At 31.9% G+C, this 18,461-nt stretch carries 22 protein-coding genes; 9 read left to right on the forward strand and 13 right to left on the reverse strand.

Annotation, left to right across the window (positions count from 1 at the left end; all coding sequences use genetic code 11):
• The first annotated feature begins 366 nt into the window (after positions 1 to 366).
• From ABW636_RS08710 to ABW636_RS08730, 5 genes are read left to right on the forward strand one after another with little or no spacing between them, the layout of a single operon-like run.
• Positions 367 to 738 (forward strand): cytochrome c, encoded by a 372-nt coding sequence (locus ABW636_RS08710; protein ID WP_367589586.1) that lies wholly within the window; start codon positions 367 to 369, stop codon positions 736 to 738.
• A complete protein-coding gene (locus ABW636_RS08715; protein WP_367589587.1) occupies positions 711 to 1,280 on the forward strand; it encodes a YceI family protein in 570 nt (189 codons plus the stop codon). Before ABW636_RS08710 ends, ABW636_RS08715 begins: the two co-directional genes overlap by 28 nt.
• Positions 1,277 to 1,669 carry an OB-fold protein gene (locus tag ABW636_RS08720; RefSeq protein ID WP_367589588.1) on the forward strand — a complete coding sequence of 131 codons (393 nt, stop codon included), beginning with the start codon at positions 1,277 to 1,279 and terminating at the stop codon, positions 1,667 to 1,669. Before ABW636_RS08715 ends, ABW636_RS08720 begins: the two co-directional genes overlap by 4 nt.
• 12 nt (positions 1,670 to 1,681) lie before the next feature.
• On the forward strand, positions 1,682 to 2,530 hold the full coding sequence (locus ABW636_RS08725; RefSeq protein WP_367589589.1) for a DUF5777 family beta-barrel protein: 849 nt from the start codon (positions 1,682 to 1,684) through the stop codon (positions 2,528 to 2,530).
• Positions 2,531 to 2,546: 16 nt separating this feature from the next.
• Positions 2,547 to 2,828 (forward strand): heavy metal transporter, encoded by a 282-nt coding sequence (locus ABW636_RS08730; protein ID WP_367589590.1) that lies wholly within the window; start codon positions 2,547 to 2,549, stop codon positions 2,826 to 2,828.
• A 130-nt stretch (positions 2,829 to 2,958) separates the two neighbouring features.
• Here ABW636_RS08730 and ABW636_RS08735 read toward each other — a convergent pair whose 3' ends face one another.
• The 9 genes from ABW636_RS08735 to ABW636_RS08775 all read right to left on the reverse strand — a co-directional run bounded on the left by ABW636_RS08735 (position 2,959) and on the right by ABW636_RS08775 (position 9,180).
• Complete coding sequence (locus ABW636_RS08735) at positions 2,959 to 3,381, reverse strand: OsmC family protein (RefSeq protein WP_367589591.1); 423 nt, start codon at positions 3,379 to 3,381, stop codon at positions 2,959 to 2,961.
• A gap of 116 nt (positions 3,382 to 3,497) precedes the next feature.
• Positions 3,498 to 4,040 carry a carboxymuconolactone decarboxylase family protein gene (locus ABW636_RS08740; protein WP_367589592.1) on the reverse strand — a complete coding sequence of 181 codons (543 nt, stop codon included), beginning with the start codon at positions 4,038 to 4,040 and terminating at the stop codon, positions 3,498 to 3,500.
• Positions 4,041 to 4,106: 66 nt separating this feature from the next.
• Positions 4,107 to 4,970: a helix-turn-helix domain-containing protein gene (locus tag ABW636_RS08745; RefSeq protein WP_367589593.1), complete on the reverse strand. Its 864-nt coding sequence runs from the start codon at positions 4,968 to 4,970 to the stop codon at positions 4,107 to 4,109.
• 609 nt (positions 4,971 to 5,579) lie between these two features.
• On the reverse strand, positions 5,580 to 5,936 hold the full coding sequence (locus ABW636_RS08750) for a cupredoxin domain-containing protein (protein WP_367589594.1): 357 nt from the start codon (positions 5,934 to 5,936) through the stop codon (positions 5,580 to 5,582).
• Between the two features lie 36 nt (positions 5,937 to 5,972).
• Complete coding sequence (locus tag ABW636_RS08755; RefSeq protein WP_367589595.1) at positions 5,973 to 6,521, reverse strand: carboxymuconolactone decarboxylase family protein; 549 nt, start codon at positions 6,519 to 6,521, stop codon at positions 5,973 to 5,975.
• 478 nt (positions 6,522 to 6,999) lie between these two features.
• Positions 7,000 to 7,434 carry a VOC family protein gene (locus tag ABW636_RS08760; protein ID WP_367589596.1) on the reverse strand — a complete coding sequence of 145 codons (435 nt, stop codon included), beginning with the start codon at positions 7,432 to 7,434 and terminating at the stop codon, positions 7,000 to 7,002.
• A 110-nt stretch (positions 7,435 to 7,544) separates the two neighbouring features.
• Complete coding sequence (locus ABW636_RS08765; RefSeq protein ID WP_367589597.1) at positions 7,545 to 8,090, reverse strand: DinB family protein; 546 nt, start codon at positions 8,088 to 8,090, stop codon at positions 7,545 to 7,547.
• A gap of 52 nt (positions 8,091 to 8,142) precedes the next feature.
• Complete coding sequence (locus tag ABW636_RS08770) at positions 8,143 to 8,679, reverse strand: Crp/Fnr family transcriptional regulator (protein WP_367589598.1); 537 nt, start codon at positions 8,677 to 8,679, stop codon at positions 8,143 to 8,145.
• Between the two features lie 45 nt (positions 8,680 to 8,724).
• The gene (locus tag ABW636_RS08775) at positions 8,725 to 9,180 is read right to left on the reverse strand and encodes a GNAT family N-acetyltransferase (RefSeq protein ID WP_367589599.1); all 456 of its coding nucleotides are present in this window, start codon (positions 9,178 to 9,180) and stop codon (positions 8,725 to 8,727) included.
• Between the two features lie 230 nt (positions 9,181 to 9,410).
• On the opposite strand from ABW636_RS08775, the gene ABW636_RS08780 reads away from it, so the two are divergent.
• The 3 genes from ABW636_RS08780 (at position 9,411) to ABW636_RS08790 (ending at position 10,916) form a co-directional block, all read left to right on the forward strand.
• Positions 9,411 to 9,743: a single-stranded DNA-binding protein gene (locus tag ABW636_RS08780; RefSeq protein WP_367589600.1), complete on the forward strand. Its 333-nt coding sequence runs from the start codon at positions 9,411 to 9,413 to the stop codon at positions 9,741 to 9,743.
• A gap of 97 nt (positions 9,744 to 9,840) precedes the next feature.
• Positions 9,841 to 10,107, forward strand: a complete 267-nt coding sequence (locus tag ABW636_RS08785; protein WP_367589601.1) for a hypothetical protein — start codon at positions 9,841 to 9,843, stop codon at positions 10,105 to 10,107.
• A gap of 230 nt (positions 10,108 to 10,337) precedes the next feature.
• Positions 10,338 to 10,916: a helix-turn-helix domain-containing protein gene (locus ABW636_RS08790; RefSeq protein ID WP_367589602.1), complete on the forward strand. Its 579-nt coding sequence runs from the start codon at positions 10,338 to 10,340 to the stop codon at positions 10,914 to 10,916.
• A gap of 235 nt (positions 10,917 to 11,151) precedes the next feature.
• Here the strand turns inward: ABW636_RS08790 and ABW636_RS08795 are convergent, their stop codons facing one another.
• The 4 genes from ABW636_RS08795 to ABW636_RS08810 all read right to left on the reverse strand — a co-directional run bounded on the left by ABW636_RS08795 (position 11,152) and on the right by ABW636_RS08810 (position 17,246).
• The gene (locus ABW636_RS08795; RefSeq protein ID WP_367589603.1) at positions 11,152 to 11,841 is read right to left on the reverse strand and encodes an HAD-IA family hydrolase; all 690 of its coding nucleotides are present in this window, start codon (positions 11,839 to 11,841) and stop codon (positions 11,152 to 11,154) included.
• A complete protein-coding gene (locus ABW636_RS08800; RefSeq protein ID WP_367589651.1) occupies positions 11,828 to 12,994 on the reverse strand; it encodes a TIGR03364 family FAD-dependent oxidoreductase in 1,167 nt (388 codons plus the stop codon). Before ABW636_RS08800 ends, ABW636_RS08795 begins: the two co-directional genes overlap by 14 nt.
• Positions 12,978 to 14,270 carry a DUF5690 family protein gene (locus ABW636_RS08805; protein WP_367589604.1) on the reverse strand — a complete coding sequence of 431 codons (1,293 nt, stop codon included), beginning with the start codon at positions 14,268 to 14,270 and terminating at the stop codon, positions 12,978 to 12,980. Before ABW636_RS08805 ends, ABW636_RS08800 begins: the two co-directional genes overlap by 17 nt.
• Positions 14,271 to 14,375: 105 nt before the next feature.
• On the reverse strand, positions 14,376 to 17,246 hold the full coding sequence (locus tag ABW636_RS08810; RefSeq protein WP_367589605.1) for a TonB-dependent receptor: 2,871 nt from the start codon (positions 17,244 to 17,246) through the stop codon (positions 14,376 to 14,378).
• Between the two features lie 346 nt (positions 17,247 to 17,592).
• Here ABW636_RS08810 and ABW636_RS08815 point away from each other — a divergent pair, with 346 nt between their 5' ends.
• The gene (locus ABW636_RS08815) at positions 17,593 to 18,390 is read left to right on the forward strand and encodes a glycoside hydrolase family 25 protein (RefSeq protein ID WP_367589606.1); all 798 of its coding nucleotides are present in this window, start codon (positions 17,593 to 17,595) and stop codon (positions 18,388 to 18,390) included.
• Positions 18,391 to 18,461: the final 71 nt, after the last annotated feature.

The raw sequence follows: 18,461 nt of genomic DNA on the forward strand, positions 1-18,461 counted from the left end.
CAAAAATCCACACGGGTCTAATAATCAGAATATTACCCTCAATCTGACTTAAAAATTCGTTTTAGACAGAATTACTTTTCTACGATAAATATTAGTATCACATATCTCGTTTTACTCGATTCATGCATTTTTTTGTAACCTTATGTAAAATTTATCATCTAAAAATAAGATATACCGTGCTAAATTTATATTTTTAACATAATTGATTTATTTACAATAAGACCTATGTTAATTTTTAAACAAAAGCATATCAACAAGTAGGGTAAGAAATAGATAAGACGTTTTATAATAGCAATCATGTTTACTTTTTTTTGGAAGATTGTTACTTATTTCTAACCCAAAATTAAAAACTCAAATTAAAAAATTATGAAGTCATTTTTTTGTAAAATTTTGATCTTAACTGCTCTTGCAACTGTATACAGCTGTTCTAGTGACAGTAATGAAGATGTAGCACCTGTTACAGATCCGGATCCGGATCCCACTGGAAAATTAACATACACCTCTAATGTTAAAACTATTATTGATAATAATTGTATTGGATGTCATGGAAGCCCCCTTATGAATAATGCTCCTTTTCCCCTGCTCACTTTTGCACAAGTAGATGATAAAGCAAGCGCCATATTAACCAGGATATCGATACCCGCTGGAGAAACGGGCGTAATGCCTCCTGGAGGAAAATTAAACCAGAATTTAATCGAAACAATAGACCAATGGATAAAAGACGGAAAACTAGAATAATAAAATCATTCCTTTTTATAAGTTTACTATGTATTAGTATTTCTTTTGCTCAAGAAAAATATATAGGCAAAAAAGGCATACTTACTTTTGAGGCTTCAGAAAAAGCTTTTGAACCCGTTAAGGCAAAGAATGAATCTGTAACAGTCATCATAAATACTACTACAGGAGAAATCGCCTCATTAGCGCTGATGAAAGAGTTTAGATTTAGAAACGCTCTTATGGAAGAGCATTTTAATGAAAACTATATCGAGTCTGACACCTATCCAAAAGCAATTTTTAAAGGTAAAATTGCAGCTTTTGATTTACAACAACTGTCAGAAAAAGAAAAAGAGTTCAAGGTTTCTGGAAGTCTTACATTACATGGCAAAGAAAAAAAAATCGACACCCCAGTACTTATTTCTAAAGTGGGGGATCAGTTATTTTTAAAAGGAAAATTTATAGTTACTCCTCAAGATTTTGACATTTCTATCCCTAAAATTGTTAGAAATAAAATTGCTAAAAACATTCAAGTATTTATTGATTTTAAACTAAAAGCAAAATGAAAAAGAAAAACATACTCGTCTTTTCGCTAATAATCGCCATTGCTTTAACAGCATTTGTTTTTAATTACATAAATAAAGATCATCGAGACATTAGTGCAGAAAAAAGCGATGTACACACGACTTCTACAGCATTTTTTTCTTCGTTTACCGCAAACCAGAAAGAGTTTGATGGTCAATATCTGGACAAAGTCGTAGAGCTAAGTGGTATCGTTACAGCTATAGAAGACAATAGTGTTATTCTGGATGAAAATATCGTAGTCACACTCAAAGATCAAGATGCTACCACCCTAAGCAATAACAATAAAATTACAATTAAAGGACGATATGTTGGTTATGACGACCTTTTAGAACAACTCAAAATCGACCAAGCTACATTTACAACTAAATAAACATCTATTTTAATGAGAATATTCTTCCTACTACTTATAATACCATTTTTATCATTTTCACAAGACGATTTATTAAGTGAAATTGATACAAAAGATGATAATCAATATGCAAGTGCTGCTTTCAAAGGATTAAAAATAGTAAATTTTGAATCCACAAAAATTGCAGACAAGAAACTATTTTACATGGTAGTTTCTCATAGGTTTGGAACTGTAAAAAATGGAATTGATGACTTCTTTGGGTTAGACGGAGCGGTTACCAGATTAAATTTTATTTATGGCATTATGGACGGTGTTAATATTGGGGTTTCTCGTAGTTCGTTTCAAAAAACATACGAAACCTCACTAAAATATCGCTTGTTACGTCAAAAAAAAGGAGGGCTACCTTTCACATTGGTTGGCTACAATAGTGTTACTATAAATACACAAATCGACAAAGAAAATAATAACTTACCTGGTTTAGAATTTAAGCATCGATTAGCCTATGTATGGCAAATGCTGCTTTCAAGAAAATTTAACAAGAATTTTTCTTTACAAGTTATGCCAACACTATTGCACGAAAATTTAACGGTAGTTGACGATCAAGAAAACACGCAATATGCCTTAGGGGTTGGTGGTAGACATAAACTAACCAAAAGGTGGTCTATAAACGTTGATTATGCCTATCATATGAATAGATCTAGTGACTCTCCTTTTAAGAACCCTCTCTCTATAGGCTTTGATCTAGAAACCGGAGGGCACGTATTTCAGATGCATTTTACCAATGCACAACCTATGAATACCTATGGTGTATTAAGTCAAGGTAGTGGTGATTGGGGAGATGGTGATTTTTTCTTTGGATTTAATTTATCCAGAGTATTTTAATTATATCGCGCTTATTATGTTTAGAAACACCATTCCTATAAAGAACCTAAAATGTATTAACTGTGCGATGGTACTGAAAAACAAAATACTGCAGCTCAAGAATATCTCTAACGTATTTATCCATAAAGACTATTCGTACATCTCGTTCAATTATAAATATGCAAATGATTTGTCAAATGTCGAAAACCTACTTACCTACATGGGTTTTCCTCCCGAGGATGAGAAAAACATGCGAGTAAATATAGAGGGATTGCATTGCACCAATCAATCCACTCGCTATTGCGTATACATACAATAAAATTCATAACTAAACCTATGCCGTACAAAAAATGGTAAAAAATCAAGAAGCTGGTAAGCTTATCAGCTTCTTGATTTTAAAATTGATTACATATCGGTATTACAATAGTTGTTATATAATTTCACCTCATCTATCTTATCATTTTGGTAAGATCTTTTGAAGGTGCAATATCCCAATCTCCTTCTAACATTTTATGCACATAACATTTATCAGTTTGCTTTAAGAGTTCTTTTCTTTGTATACTGGTAATATCTCCTTCTATTTCTATATTAATTTTTATATGGTTATATATTACTCTATTCTTCCCTCTCTCTATCTCCTGTTTCAATTCTACATTAATGTCACGAATATCCCAACCTTTAATTCTTGCTACACATCTTATAGTGGCTGCTTTGCACATCGCGAGTCCACCAAGGATCAACTCTGCCGGAGCTAACCCAAGATCTGTTCCTTTGTTTTTTATGGGTTCATCACCAATAATAGTATGTTTACCATTTGTAATTATAGATTGGTAGCCAGAGGGGAGGTTTTTTACTTTTATTTCTGCTGCCATTATTTTATATTTTAAAGCCTACACACAATAGCGTATGTAGGCATAAAAATCAATTAATTCACATGAACTATTGCTAGTTTTTAACTAATCAATGTGCTGCTTAATAACTAAAAGAATTACAGTTCTTGAGCTATAGGGAAATCAATTTCGAAACCTGTTAAATTATGAATGTAATTACTGATGATTTTTTCTCCAATAACCATAACAACATCGATCATATTTGCTTCTGTATAACCCGCCGCAAAAAAAGCATTTTTACTCTCTTCTGTTGCTTTGCCATTATTAGCTACTGTAGCCAAAGCAAATTTTACTATAGTATCTAATTTATTATCAAACGAAGCAGATCCTTTTCGTAACTCTAGTATTTGTTCTTCTGTAAATCCATTCATTTTACCAATGGCAGTATGCGCAGATTGGCAGTACCTACAACCATTGTATTGACTTACTACTATATTAACAGCTTCTTTTTCTTTTGCTTTTAATGTAGATTTTCTATTTTGAAAAGTTAAATAATCCCCTAACGCCGTTTCATGTTTTGCATAGTATGCATACAAATTAGGCACAAAACCTATATTTTTTTTGAGATCATCAAAAATTGCTTGATTGTTTGAAGATACCTCTTCTCTTACTGGGATTTGGAATTTTGTTGTTGTTTCCATAGTGTACTATTTAAATGGTTAATAATTTAAGAATAGCACAAATGTATTAGCTATACTATCTTGATGTTAGACACTCTTTCCCAGTGAATTAGCAATACTTCCCTTAACTTGTTTTTCTTTGTATTCTGAAGGAGAAACCCCTTCCAAATTTTTAAAAAAACGACTAAAAACCTGTACATCACTGAACCCTAGCTCATACCCTATCTCGGATATAGTCTTATCTGTATACTGCAACAACCGACGGGCCTCTAACATTATTCTATTTTGAATAAATTGCAAAGGAGTACTACTACCTATTTTTTTAAAAAGATTAGATAATGTCTTAGGAGATTTATTTAAAAGTGTAGCATATGCTGTAACACTGTGCTTTTCTCTAAAATGCTTTTCTACCAAAAAGTTATACTCTCTAATAATGTCTACAGAATTTGATTTATGTGTGTTATAGTTATTTTGTATTTTATAAATTCGAGTACATAATATCAACAACCTTTTTAACATCATTTGCAACATTTCTAATTGCAAATTATCTTTGGACTGCATTTCAATCAATAACATTTTCCATACCGTTTTTAATACCTCAACATCATCTGGCTGTGGTTTTATGACAGGAAGATTGGAAGCCCCATAATACAATATTCCTTTACAGCTTACTTCACTATCATGATCAAGAATACAATAAAATGATCGGTTCCAACGCAATAGTTTTACCTCGTGCAACTCTTTTACCTGAACTTTATGAAACTCTGTTAGACTCACCATATCGTTTCTATTAAAAGTGTAGTCGATTGCATCTATTTTTAAACGATTGTTATCAGATGTAAACCAAAGTAAAATAAGTTTACTTTTTTGTGACACTTTTAAAACATCACAATTCTCACTGTTTATTTCGATGACCTCGAGAGACTCTTCGTTTTTTCCGGCGTATTTCATTCGAATTAGTATATCTTTTTAATAACCAATGGAGGTAAAGTAAATATTATAAAACCGTTCTACTTAATTAGTTTCATATAGTACTAACACCAAATTATTCATTTTCTTTAAGCGTTTTTCGCAACAACAGCATTCATTTCAACAGGTTTCCTTCCTACTTCACAAAGTATATAAATCAAATTTATAGCTCAAATTGAGAAGTAAGGGTATTGATTTGTTGTATGTCAAAAATCTCAAAATTAGCTAGTGAACTACTTTTTTTCAAGTTGAACTATTATTGAAATATCAACTTAAAAAGATCTATATCTGGTCTTTTTATTAAGATATATTTTGCTTTATTATTGGGTTCACAACCAATTTCTAATTCCTTAGACGTATTAACTGGCAATTGCTCACAAAAAATCCTAAGTATTATTATATAACCTCAATTTCATGAACTTATTCTTATATATCAAAGCTATTTTATCGAATGTACAACAGGATTCCTGATACTTATTTGTCAAATATTTTTTTTAAACAAAAAATATAATCTTGTCTAAAAGTAAAAAAGCAAAACCTTGTTAACGCACAGTCAACAAGGTTTCACACTATCAAACTATAATCATCTATTTATTCTACCACTAGTGTATACTGGGGGGTTGGGTTTAATGGACAGAAATATACATATTCTCCTTTTTCAAGCTTTGTTACTTTTGTTTTTTCTGTTTTTCCAGTTGCAACCGCTTTAGTAACATAGGCTGTTTTGATATGCGCTTTGGGGTTTGATTTTGGAGCCAGGACAAATCCCACTTCATGATCTACACCAGAGTTTTTTATTTCGAACACATATGATCCTTCAGAAATTTTTATTTCTTTTTGAGTAAACTCACCCTTGGTCTGTTCTAGTGTTACTGTTTTAGTATCTTGTGCAAAAGCACTAAATGTAAAGACCAAAATAAATGTTGATAAAGCAATTAATTTTTTCATTTTTCTTTTTTTAAATTTATTAGCAATGTTTTTATATTAAATAGTAGTTGATTCTAAAGGTGCTGCGACAGGAAAATCTATTGGCACTTGAGTCGCTCCATGTACATAGTTAGAAACTGTTTTATCTCCTACCAGTACTATGGTATCGATTAAGCTTCCTTTGTTATAACCATTAGAAAGAAAGTTTTCTATTACATTAGAATCTGCTTTCCCTCTATTTTCTGTAATGTTTCTTGCCAATTTTGCTAAAGCATCTAATTTAGGATCGAAAGAAGCCTTTCCTGCTCTAAGCTCAAGGATTTGCTCATCTGTAAAGCCATTCATTTTTCCGATCGCAGTGTGAGCAGACAAACAATATAGACATTCATTTACCTGACTTACCGCAAGATTTACAACTTCTTTTTCTTTTGCAGATAGTGATGTTTTTGAATTTGCAAAATTTAAGTAATTCTCTAACGCCGTATCACTATGGGCATACGTTGCATATAAATTTGGCACAAAACCTAATGCATTGTTTAGATTATCAAAAATTGCTTGATTATTAGCACTTACTTCTTCTTTTGTTGGTACATTAAATACACTCATGATTTTAATTTTATATCTCAAAAGTTTGAGATTTGTTATTATATTTTGGTTTAAAAATTTTATTCAAAGTTGTTACAAAATTGCCAGAAACTCGATGATTGTTTTTCCCGAGTGTTTATCAATTTTTCCCGAGTTTTTTTCACAACATTATTGTTTCTGACTTCAATAGCTATTCGGCATCACAATAGTAATCGTGTATGCTTTTTTGTTCGCAATGTGATTTAGGATTAATTTTATTAACTATTTTTTTTGTTCCTCTTCTGAAAATTTCAATTAAATTGAATATTGATGTATGTTGAACTCTCATAGTATCCTTGTTTTAAATTAACAATGCAAAGATGCGTAGTTATCCAAAGAAACAGAATGATGATATTTCCCGAGTGCTTATCAATTCTTCCCAAAATAAAAAAAGTCCTTTTTCAAGGACTTTTCGTGAGACATTATTCAAAAGAAAAAAAATAGTTACCAAAAGAACATATTACTTAGATTTTTCTTGATAGATAATTATTTGTAATCCGTCCGGATCTCTTATATACAAGTAATAAGACCCCCATGGACGTAATACCGGACCTCTCATTTTACATTTTCCTTCTAACCGATTCTCCCAATAGGTTACATCATTTGTTTTTAATTGAATATCAATTTTATCATTTTGCAATTCTTCACCAAAAGGTTCCTGATAGTATGAATGTGTTTTATCAATCTCAGAAATTTCTATAAAAGCATTACTATCTTCTGGTCCTAATCTAAGTATGGCACCTTGTGAACCATCTCCATCGTTATAGTTTTCTATAAGAGTCAATTTTAGAAGTTGGGTATAAAAATCTACAGAAGCAGTAAAGTTTTTGGTTCTAATAACCGTTTTCGAACTTTGCAATACAGCGTTCTTAGATCGATTTTTTGAAGTATCCATATTTTTTAAATTAGAATTAACCCTATGAGATAAGACATATCAAAGAAGTTTGTTTTAAGTTACAAATTTTAATTTTGTGCCAGTCTATAAAATAACTGCAGTACCACAAACTAGGTTACCTGTATTTTGTTTGCCTGCAGAATATGTCTTTCATTATGATAAATCAATACTCTAAATGTATCCCCCAATCGTAGTTTAATCCATCTAGATATACTTATAGTAGTTTTTATTTTATTTAAATCCTTGTCAACAGCCATATCCAGTAAACCTAGTATTATCTTTTGTTGATCTATAAATCGGTCGATACATTTTTTATCAAGCATAGTACCTATCGGATTTTTATCCTTAAATGTTTTCATTTTATTCAACTTTTCTCTAGGTAACATACTCTTTGCAAAATAGTTCCCTAACCATCCAGAATTAAAGGTTTTTGAGGCATTTGATGTTGAGTTTTTTATTTTGCTTTCTATCTCGGGAAGATAGAAATCTCCATACAAATTTAAATGCTCCAGACATTCTAATATGCTCCAACTATCTATAGCATCTCTATAATTAAGCTGTTCTAAGGATAATTGATAAAACTGCTCTGCTTCGTTTATGCTTTTTTGGGTTCTTAATACCAAATCATTAATCAAATCTTTTGATGATACTCTCATATGTTTTTTTAACAAAACTCTTTAATTTAATACGGTAAAACATTGATTGAGATTAAGATTTTTTAATTCTCGAAAATGTTTCTGGTGTCATTCTTAGGTAAGAAGCAATATATTTATCTGGTATTTCCTGAAAAAGCCGAGGACTACGTTTTAAAACTCGATGATACCTTTCTATAGGGGAAGTAATTAAAATATCAGTTTCTCTTTCTATTTGTTGCAAAACAAAGCTTTCAAGAATTTTATACCAAAGTTCTGTATTTTCTGAAGAAGATTTTATAAAACTCATGAAAGTAGGTTTATCCAAGGTTTTTAAGGTAGTTTTTTTTAGCGCCTGAATATAAAAATCTGACGGCCTTTCATGTATAAAAGAATCCAAAGCTGCTATTAGGTTATCTCTATATCCAAAACGAATAGTATGTTCTTCAAACTCATCCACCAAGTATATTCTCAAACTTCCCGAAACCACCAAATAAAGGTTTGTATCGATAGTACCTTTTACCTTTAAGTATTCGTTTCTGGGTAACACTATGCTCTTATCCCATAAATTTTTGCTATTCAATTTGTCTACTAAAATTGAGATTGGATTCATTTTTATGTTACTATTTTGAAAATAAGTACAAGAATATCTTTTTCTTTAGATCTTACTTGGTTTTTTTAATCTTATTTTTCTTACTCCAAAAGATGTATCCCATTGTTTCACTTCTTGAAACCCTAATTTCTCATACAATAAAACAGCAGGTCTATTTTGCAATCCTGTTTCTACAACAAACATTTCAGTTTTTTTTAGACTAAATATGTACCTCATTAACTGTGCACCTATACCGTTACGAAAATAAGCTGGATCCACGACCAAACTTTCTATATCAATACATCTATCATCACCACTAACTTCAATTAATGCAACGATCTCTTTATCCTTATAAAATGCATAAAACTCTGTTATACTCTTTACAAATTGTTGTATTGTTCTTTGTAAAGGGGGAAAGTTATCTACTTCTAATATTTCTGCTTCTATCTTATACGAGGATTGAAATAGATCAAATATTTTCCTTGCAATGAATTCTTTCTTATGGTTTATTTTTCGAATCATACTGCATCTAAATTATACTTTTTTACAAACTATATTCAATTGCAAACGTTTACAAACATTTACACACGATTACAAACGAAACTAAACGCTTCCTAACCGAATCTTTCTTACCTCCAACTCTATGTTTGCAGTGTTGTTTTAATCAAATCTTTATCTTTTTTGAACAACAACATCTTTCTAAACGTATAGAAAGAAATGTATTAACTGTTTAACACGAAAAAATAAAAACTATGAACACGCTAAAAAACAAAGTACAGTTGATTGGAAACTTAGGACAAGAACCAGAAATTCTAAACTTAGAATCTGGAAAAAAGCTTGCAAAATTCTCTATTGCTACCAATGATTATTATTACAATAAACAAGGAGATAAAATTACCGATACGCAATGGCATAATATTATTGCCTGGGGAAAAGTAGCCGATATTATCGAAAAATATGTAAATAAAGGACAAGAAATTGCTATCGAAGGAAAACTAACTTCTCGCAATTATGAAGATAATGAAGGAAACAAACGTTATATCACAGAAATTGTTTGCAATGAAATATTAATGTTAGGAAAATAAACTCATTTTCAACCCAGTGGTGGTTCTTTAAACCTTATCTAATTCTAATGCACCACTGGGTTAAATTAATTAATAATTCAATCTTCTTTATAGCTTTATGAATAGCACCTTAAAACACATAGAACTTATTGATAGAATCGATCAATTAATTCGATTACAAGCAACAGGAACTCCATTACAATTAGCCCATAAATTAGGGATTTCTAAAGCCAAATTATACAGAACTCTTCATACTATGAGAGCATTAAAAGCTCCTTTAGAATATGACAATGGGATACAAAGCTTTGTATACTATGAAACAGTTGGGTTTACCGTAGGCTTTTTTTCTAAAGAGAGAATCAACAGAAAAAGTAGACTTGTTTAAAAATCAACTTTAGAATAATACATTACTTTCAGAAATTTAGGATTGAAATCTAAGCTTACAAACTAATTCAGAAACAAAAACAACTTCAATCCTAACATTTTCTATCTTTTATATTTATTTACATAACAATCCGTAACTTATTCTTTAAAAATTCGTAATTATTAAATATTAAATACTTTTCTGTTTCTATCTTTTTTGATAATCTTTGTAATACACATTTCACATAAAAGATGCAAGACTATTTAATTGGTATTGGTAAACGTTTAAAAGAAATTCGAAAAGGAGATAAGAAAACGATCAGTCAGATTGCTTCTATTGCAGGAGTAAGTAACGGACTTATTTCTCGAATTGAAAATGGTAGAACTATCCCATCTCTACCCGTATTATTAAACATCATTGGTGCTCTGGAAGTCGAAGTCCCAAAGTTTTTTAATGGAATTTCTTTAGAAACAGACTTTAAATTTCTGGTTACTCGAGCTTCAGAGTACACCACCATAGAAAAAGAAGACGAAGCAATTGGCTTTAGTTACAAATATATTTTTGGGAAACAACTTAATTCAATTGGTTTCGAGACTGTTCTTTTAGAGGTTCAACCGGGATCAGTGCGTGGTAAAGTTGAAACAGATGCTTATGAGTTAAAATATATTTTATCTGGTGAATGCTGCTATGTTATAGGAGATGAAGAAATACTTCTTAAAGAAGGAGACACGCTATTTTTTGACGGTAGAGTACCACATGCTCCTGTAAACAAGTCTACAAAATCTACAAAAATGTTGGTCCTTTATTTTTTCCTTCCGCCAGAACAATAAAATAATCGATTTGAGTTGGTACCAGTAAATTAGTATTTACTCATATTTTCGGTGTATTTACCTATTCGAAAAATAGATTCTCCCAACTATGCTTATTCATTTTAATAGGGACAGGTACTATTATTAATAGGCGACGAATACCGAGCATTTTGTTTATTGTATCCAGCTTAAAACTAGAAACCCATCAAGAAAAAGCCTTGATGGGTTTCACGAGATTTATAAAAACAATTAAAAATTAAAAAACAATCTGCGTGAGCATGGACAAATCATCCAGAATATAATCTGGATTTTGTTTCTCGATTTGTTCTCTGGTTTGCGCACCTGTTAGCACACCAATAGTGAGGCCGCAACTTGCATTCTTCCCTTCTTCTATATCGATGGCAGAATCCCCTATTTTCATAACTTTTGAGGCATCTTCTATATCAAACATTTGCATTGCTTTGCAAATCATCTCTTTATGAGGCCGACCCTCTATTACATCATCAGCAGTTAGTAGAGCATCATAATCCACACCTTTCTCCCATTTTAATTTCGAGATTAATTGATTTGCAATATTCGAATCATACCCTGTATTAAGCACTACATACACTTTATTCTTTCTTAATTGCTTAAACACATCATGCACATGATCAAAAGGAGCTATATTTTGTTCTTTATACACCCTTTCTAACATCGGCTTGAAATTTACAAACGCTTTTTTTGCAATCTCTTCTGGGTTTTTACAATCTGTGACATGGGTTAATATATCAATTATAGCCTGGTATTTTTCCTTACCTGCTCCATGCTCAAGAACCTCATCAAGGGTTACGTTAAATCCCTCTTCATTTATCACTTGTCTCACGGTTTTATAGACTACATTATCTTCGTTTACCGTGGTACCTGCCATATCAAAAACGGCAAGCTCTATTTTTTTATTTATACTCATAATTAAAAATTCTTGTCATATTTTCTTTTGCAAATCCTGCACTTCCTGTCATTCCTTTACCTCCAATACCCGTTACAACATGGATATTAGGACTTATATTTTCTTGAAATATATCACTCGTCTTACACTGTGAATACATTCCAAACCATCTATTTTGGATATCATAAGTAGGCAGATTAATAATTTTTTGTGCTTCATGAATCATAAAATTATCAATGTCCATATTTAATCGATATCCTAAGTCTTCTATATTTTGCACATCGGCATATTCATGAGAATCTCCTATGATAACAGATCCGTCTGGTGATTGCTTAAATAATATATGTACTCCCCATTTTTTCTGAAGAGAATCTCTTTCTTCTTTGGCTTTGATTTCTAAGAAAGAAGGGCATTCTGAAAAAGCTTCATATCGTCTAATAGACCACCCTGTCAATATATTTCCTGGAAGCTCATAATTATGTTGTGATTTTGTCTGTAACATTTGAAGTTTGGCAACCTCTAAGTCACTTGTTTTAAAAAATTCTGGAAATAAACTTTTAAACTCACTACCATTACATACAATTACTTTATTTGCTTCAAAAATTTTTCCGCTTGCAGATTGTGCCTTTACACCATTGGTTGTCTCTTCACAGGATAACATATGTTGGTTTGTGAAATAACTTAACCCCATTTGCGATACCATATAACTTTGTAACCTATGGATCATTTGTATTGCCTCTACAGTGATTTCTTCTGGAAAAAACAACCCTGCTGATGTATATTCTGGCCTTAATCCAGGATATTTATTTAGGCACTCATTTTTGGTCAATAATCTAGAAGCGTACTCATTTTTAGTATTAATTTCATGTAATTCTTCTATCAATTGTAATTCTTCTTGATTAGAAGCAAGATATACAGATCCATTCTGACGCGCAGTTATATCAAATTGTTCCTGTATCTCTTTATATATTTTTAAACTCTCCCGGCCATATGCTTGCCATTTTGTATTCATGCCAGATGGTACCACTTGCCCAAAGTTTTGTGTGGTTGCTCCCTGAGGCATTTTATTTTTTTCGAGCAAAGCTACCTTTAATCCGTTTTTCAAGCCATGATATGCATGAAATGTACCTAATACTCCCCCACCAATAACAATAAGATCATATTTTTTCATAATGCAATTCTGTTTCTATTATTTTTTGTTGAGTTCTGTTATTTGCTTTTTTAAAATAAAACAAAGACCCAAAAATTATTAATACTCCTATGAGTGTTATAAAGTATGCTCCGTATACAAAAAAGTCTAACCATGTTAAATTTGCCTGACCAAAGTTTTTATATAATAGAGCAGTAATGCTACCCAGATACCCAAAAGCATCTGCAACATAAATTAGGAAACCGGCGTTTCCTCTAATTTTAAACATTGCTATAAACCGATCAAAAAACAAGCAATTGAAGGGCACATAACACATATACAATCCAAATCCACAAACGACCATCCATAAAAAAGGTCCCAGGATTTGTAATTGAAACAAAAGTGTTGATATCCCAATACTTAAAATCCCTATAATGATTAAAATATGATAGGTTAACAATGCTTTGGCATTATCTTTAATGTAAAAGGTACCTCCTAAAACCAAAAGAACTACAATAGCAATAATGGTTTCGGAAGTGGTATACACAGATATATCCCCTTGATATCCTATAGCATCCCATAGTTCTCTAGCAAAATTATCTCTAAAATCTCTAAAAGCAGATAGTATCATATAAAACACTACAATAGCCGAAATAGGGAACAAAAAGGTTTGTAACAATTGCTTCCTATCTGCTTTTGACATTGGTACTCTTTCGGTTCTAAGTAACTTATCTTCATCTGTTGGCAATGGTATTTTCTCTAATAGCCAAGTACAAAAACACAATGGCAAAATAAACAACGCCCCTGTTACTGCAGGCATCCAAAACTGAGAAACATTCCAAAAATCCATTACAAAGAGACCTACAGATTTTACCATTCCGCTAGAAACAATAAAACTGGCACATAGTATTACTCCTAATATTTCTGTTAGTTTTCTTCCTTCCAGATAAGAAAATACTATTCCCCAAATCATACCCAAGGGTAACCCATTTAGGAACATAAAAATCACATTATAAGGCTGTGGTATGATCGCAAACATAATTAATGCTGCTTCAGACAATAGTATAAGTAATAATAAGTACAATGTACGTTTATCAGTTTTTAATTCTGAAATTACTTTGATCCCTATAAACTTGGATAATACATACCCCAATACCTGCGAAATAATCAAAAGGATTTTATAGTCAACACCTAAAACCTGAAGTTCCTCGAAAGTAGCTACAGTAAAAGGTTTTCTAAAAGCATACATACAAAAATAGGCTCCGAAAGAAGCTATAGAAGCATGTAATAAAAAGAGTAATTTAGAGGTTTTAACTGGCATAATTGGTAAACAACATCAGGTTGGTATCGTATAACACCAACCCGATTTTTTTGGTTTTATTTAGCTACAATCGTAGTGTTCATTCTCATAAGGTTCTTGAGCACATTATAGGCTCCATCTAATCCCTGCTTGTCCTCTCACTCCGTAATACTCTACTTGCTTAGGACGGGTTTTATCTCCATAATAATACTCAAGCGATTCGTTAAGCAAATTGTTCACTTCTGCAAAAATGGTAAAGTGTTTATTAATCTTAAATGAGGCATTTGCATCTAATGTCGAATAATCTCCGTAGTAAATATCATCTCTATCAAGACCTGTAGACCCATAATCTGTTATATACTCGCCCTTGAAGTTGTAGGCAGCTCTGATATTGAAACCAGCTTTTTCATAATACAACTGTGCATTAATCAAATGATCTGCTTGTCTTGGTAAGCGCGTTTTCTCATCTCTACCTGGGATAGTAAACTCTGACTTTGTATAGGTATAGTTTGCCTGAACTCCAAATCCGCTTAAGAAACCTGGTAGGAAATCAAATTTTTTGTTTCCACCTATTTCTGCTCCTAACAACCATGCGTTATCTCCATTTCTTGGTATTGATATTTCTACTCCAGAAATCCCATTAATCTCACCTTGATTGGTACTTTTAAAGATAGGATCGGTTATACTTTTATAAAATACACCTCCAGAAATAATCCCCACGTTATCAAAGTAATATTCTCCTAAAACATCTAAGTTGATAGCATAGGTTGGGTCAACTTGAGAGTTACCTCCTTTATACTCGTTATCAAATTCTAAAAAGGTTCCTCCTGGTGCCAGATGTCCAAAATCGGGTCTGGTAAATGTTCTGGTAGCTGCAAATCGAACGTTTGTTCTATCATTTGGGGTATATTTAAGGTGAAACATAGGTAGAATAGACCAATAATTCTTTTTTTCTTCTACCTCGCTTAACACCCCATCAGGATTTTGTTCTGTAATATCAAAACGATATCCATTTACCACAGTATTCGTGTTGGTTGCTCTTACCCCTCCTAATACAGTAACCTGATCAGAGATTTTATACGTTCCCATTGCATATCCAGAAGCATGTGTTTCATCAACATCAAAATTTCTTCCTAATCCCCCTCCATTTGCAACAATTTCAGAGTCTCCTTCTAATAAGGTAAGGTTATTATCAAAATGAGTGTTATAAAATGAAACCATTCCCTCTGGAGAAAGCACCTGACTGCTAAAACTATTTCCTATATTAGTATCTAATTCGCTTAAAAACTCTGTTCTTCCTGGTTGCTCAATGGTTTGACTAGTCAAATCTCCTAGTACAGGAGCAGCACCACTTCCATTCCAACCATAAAATTCATCAGAAAAAATTGCTCTTCTATCTTTGTCTCTAAACTTACCTCCTACTTTTAGAGAGAAATCAGTATTAACATCATACTCGTAGTTAAGTGATGCTACTATATTATCTCTTTCGACAATACTAATTTTATACAATTCAAGGTCACTAAATGACAGCTGAGAAGGATCTACCTGAAAATTAGGGTCTGTAAAGAATCCAAATAAGTTGTTTGGATCAGATGCATTTAGAGTTCCTCCATCAGAGTTCCAATATACACGAGGACCATTTCCTCTATCTTCCAGATATGATGGATTAAAACCGATTCCATCTTGTTTAAACTTGATTAAAAAATAACTCTTATCCTTTTGGTTAGGGATGTTACCATATTTAAATTCATTACGGTATGAAGTAACGCTCCAATCCAAATTTCCTTTAGAACTTGTATGCTTACCTCCTAGTTCTACTCCGATAAACTCGGTAATCAACTCATTATATATATTTTGTAACTCAACGCGACCTGTTCTGTTAGTAGCATCATCAAAACCTTTATACTTATCAAATCTAACACGATGCTTGTAGTGCAACTCAGTATCTGATAATGTCCCGTAATTTCCCTTAATGTATAACCTATCTTTTTCTGAAGGATTAAATTCAAAAGCTCCGTTAAGACCTGTTGTTTGTCGTTCTCCTGTATAATCTCTTAATTCTAATCGAAATACTCCTTCATCTCCTTTTCTTCGGGCTTCAAAATTGTCTGTTGCCCAGTTTCTGTTCCATTGTGAAAAATTAATAAGAAATCCTGTTTTCCCACTTTTAGATTTATCTCCAAAGGTTACAGAACCACTATAGACTCCTTTATCAGATTTTTCATTATATCCCATTGCCAATGTACCATCAAGTGTAAATTTGGTAGGGGCAGTTTTGGTAATAAAATTAACGCTACCTCCTATCGCATCTCCTTCCTGATCTGGTGTCAACGCCTTAGCAACTTGTACATAACCGATCATTTCTGTAGGGAAAAAGTCAAAAGCCACAGCTCTACTCGAGGTTTCCTCTTCTGCTGTTGGGATTCTATTCCCGTTGATGGTTGTAGAATTCCATTCACTCGGCAATCCTCTAACCGCCACAAAACGACCTTCTGACTGATCCCTTTCTATAGAAACACCAGGAATACGTTGTACAGCTTCGGCTGCATTTCGATCTGGTAATTTACCAATACCGTCTGCAGCAATTACATTCATAATTTTTAATGAGTTTTTTTGGATATTTAAAGCTTTTGCCTCACTTAGTCTTCTTGGTGATGATTGAAGAACTACTTCTTCTAAGCTGGTCGAGCTAGGCTTTAAACTTAAATTTCCTAAGGCAATTGTTTCTCCTTCTTTAATAGATACTTGTGTGGTATAAGATTCGTATCCTATATAACTTATTACAAGGTTGTAATTTCCTGATGAAATATTACTAAGAATAAAATTACCATCAAAATCAGTAATCGTACCTATTTTATTTTCTGACAACGCCACTGTTGCTCCCGGAAGTGGAAAATCCCCATCAACCACTTTTCCGTTTATGATATTATTCTGTGCTGTAATGACCGATGTAACAAGCATCAGTAAAAAAAACAACCAAAGTATTTGATTTTTCATTTTTGTATTAGATAATTACAATTAGTAAACTTTTTGAACCAAAAGTCTTTTATTTTTTACTATTTGTAAATAACTAAAGTTTAAGAAATACTTACGATAGTCTTGATTAATTGTAAAATTAAGGTTAAGAACTCGATTTTCTTAAAGGAAAAGAAAAGGGTTTTAATTACCTTTTGTGTAGTAACCTTATAAAGATCTCAATTCATGCATTTACAAACTTATTCAAAGTTTCTTATATCAGAACATCATATTTTACATCACTGTAATATGCTGTAATATTTATTCGATACAAAATTTCATAAATTCGATTACCCAAAGCATTAAAACAACTTTTTAAATCATTATCATGAAAAAAATAATACTCTACTTTGTTTTACTTTCGACCTTTCTTTTTTCGTGTAAAGCAGACAGAAAAACTTCAGAAAACACCATCCATCCTAAAACAGATTCTATAACTGCGATTACTACAAAATCTGATACTATTTCTAGTTCAAAATCAATTAATAGGCCACCCTTAAAATCTCCGATTCAAGGTATTGATATTTCACATTTTCAAGGAGCTATTAATTGGGATGAGATTAAGGAAAATGGAATAAGCTATGTATACATCAAAGCTTCTGAAGGAAATACTTTTAAAGACCCAAGATTTACTACAAATAGATCATTAGCAAAAAAACATGGTATTTATCGGGGAGCTTATCATTTTTACGAAACAGGAATTAACCCAATAACACAAGCACAAAATTTTGTATCTGCTGTTAAACAAATTGAAATCGGTGATCTACCTCCTGTATTGGATCTTGAGCAAGGAGGTATAAAAACAACTATTACCAAAGAACGATATCAAAAAAACACATTACATTGGTTACATTATGTAGAAAAAAAACTAGGGGTTGCTCCTATTATATATTGTAGCGCTAATTTTGGCAATGAATACTTAAACAATCCAAAATTTGCGAAGTATAAACTATGGATAGCAGAATATACTCAAAAAACACTTTACCTTCCTTACACATGGAAAAAAACAGGTTGGACATTTTGGCAACGAACAGATCTTAAAAAACTAAAAGGAGTAAATGGTGATGTAGATTATGATCTTTTTAACGGAGACTCGAAAGCGTTTTATTCATTGGTAAAACAATAAAATAACTCACATACATAAATAAGGTAAACACATAAAAAACACTATATAAAGTTTTTTATGTGTTTACAATA

The sequence above is a fragment of the Aquimarina discodermiae genome (assembly GCF_040786235.1).
Lineage (GTDB): Bacteria > Bacteroidota > Bacteroidia > Flavobacteriales > Flavobacteriaceae > Aquimarina.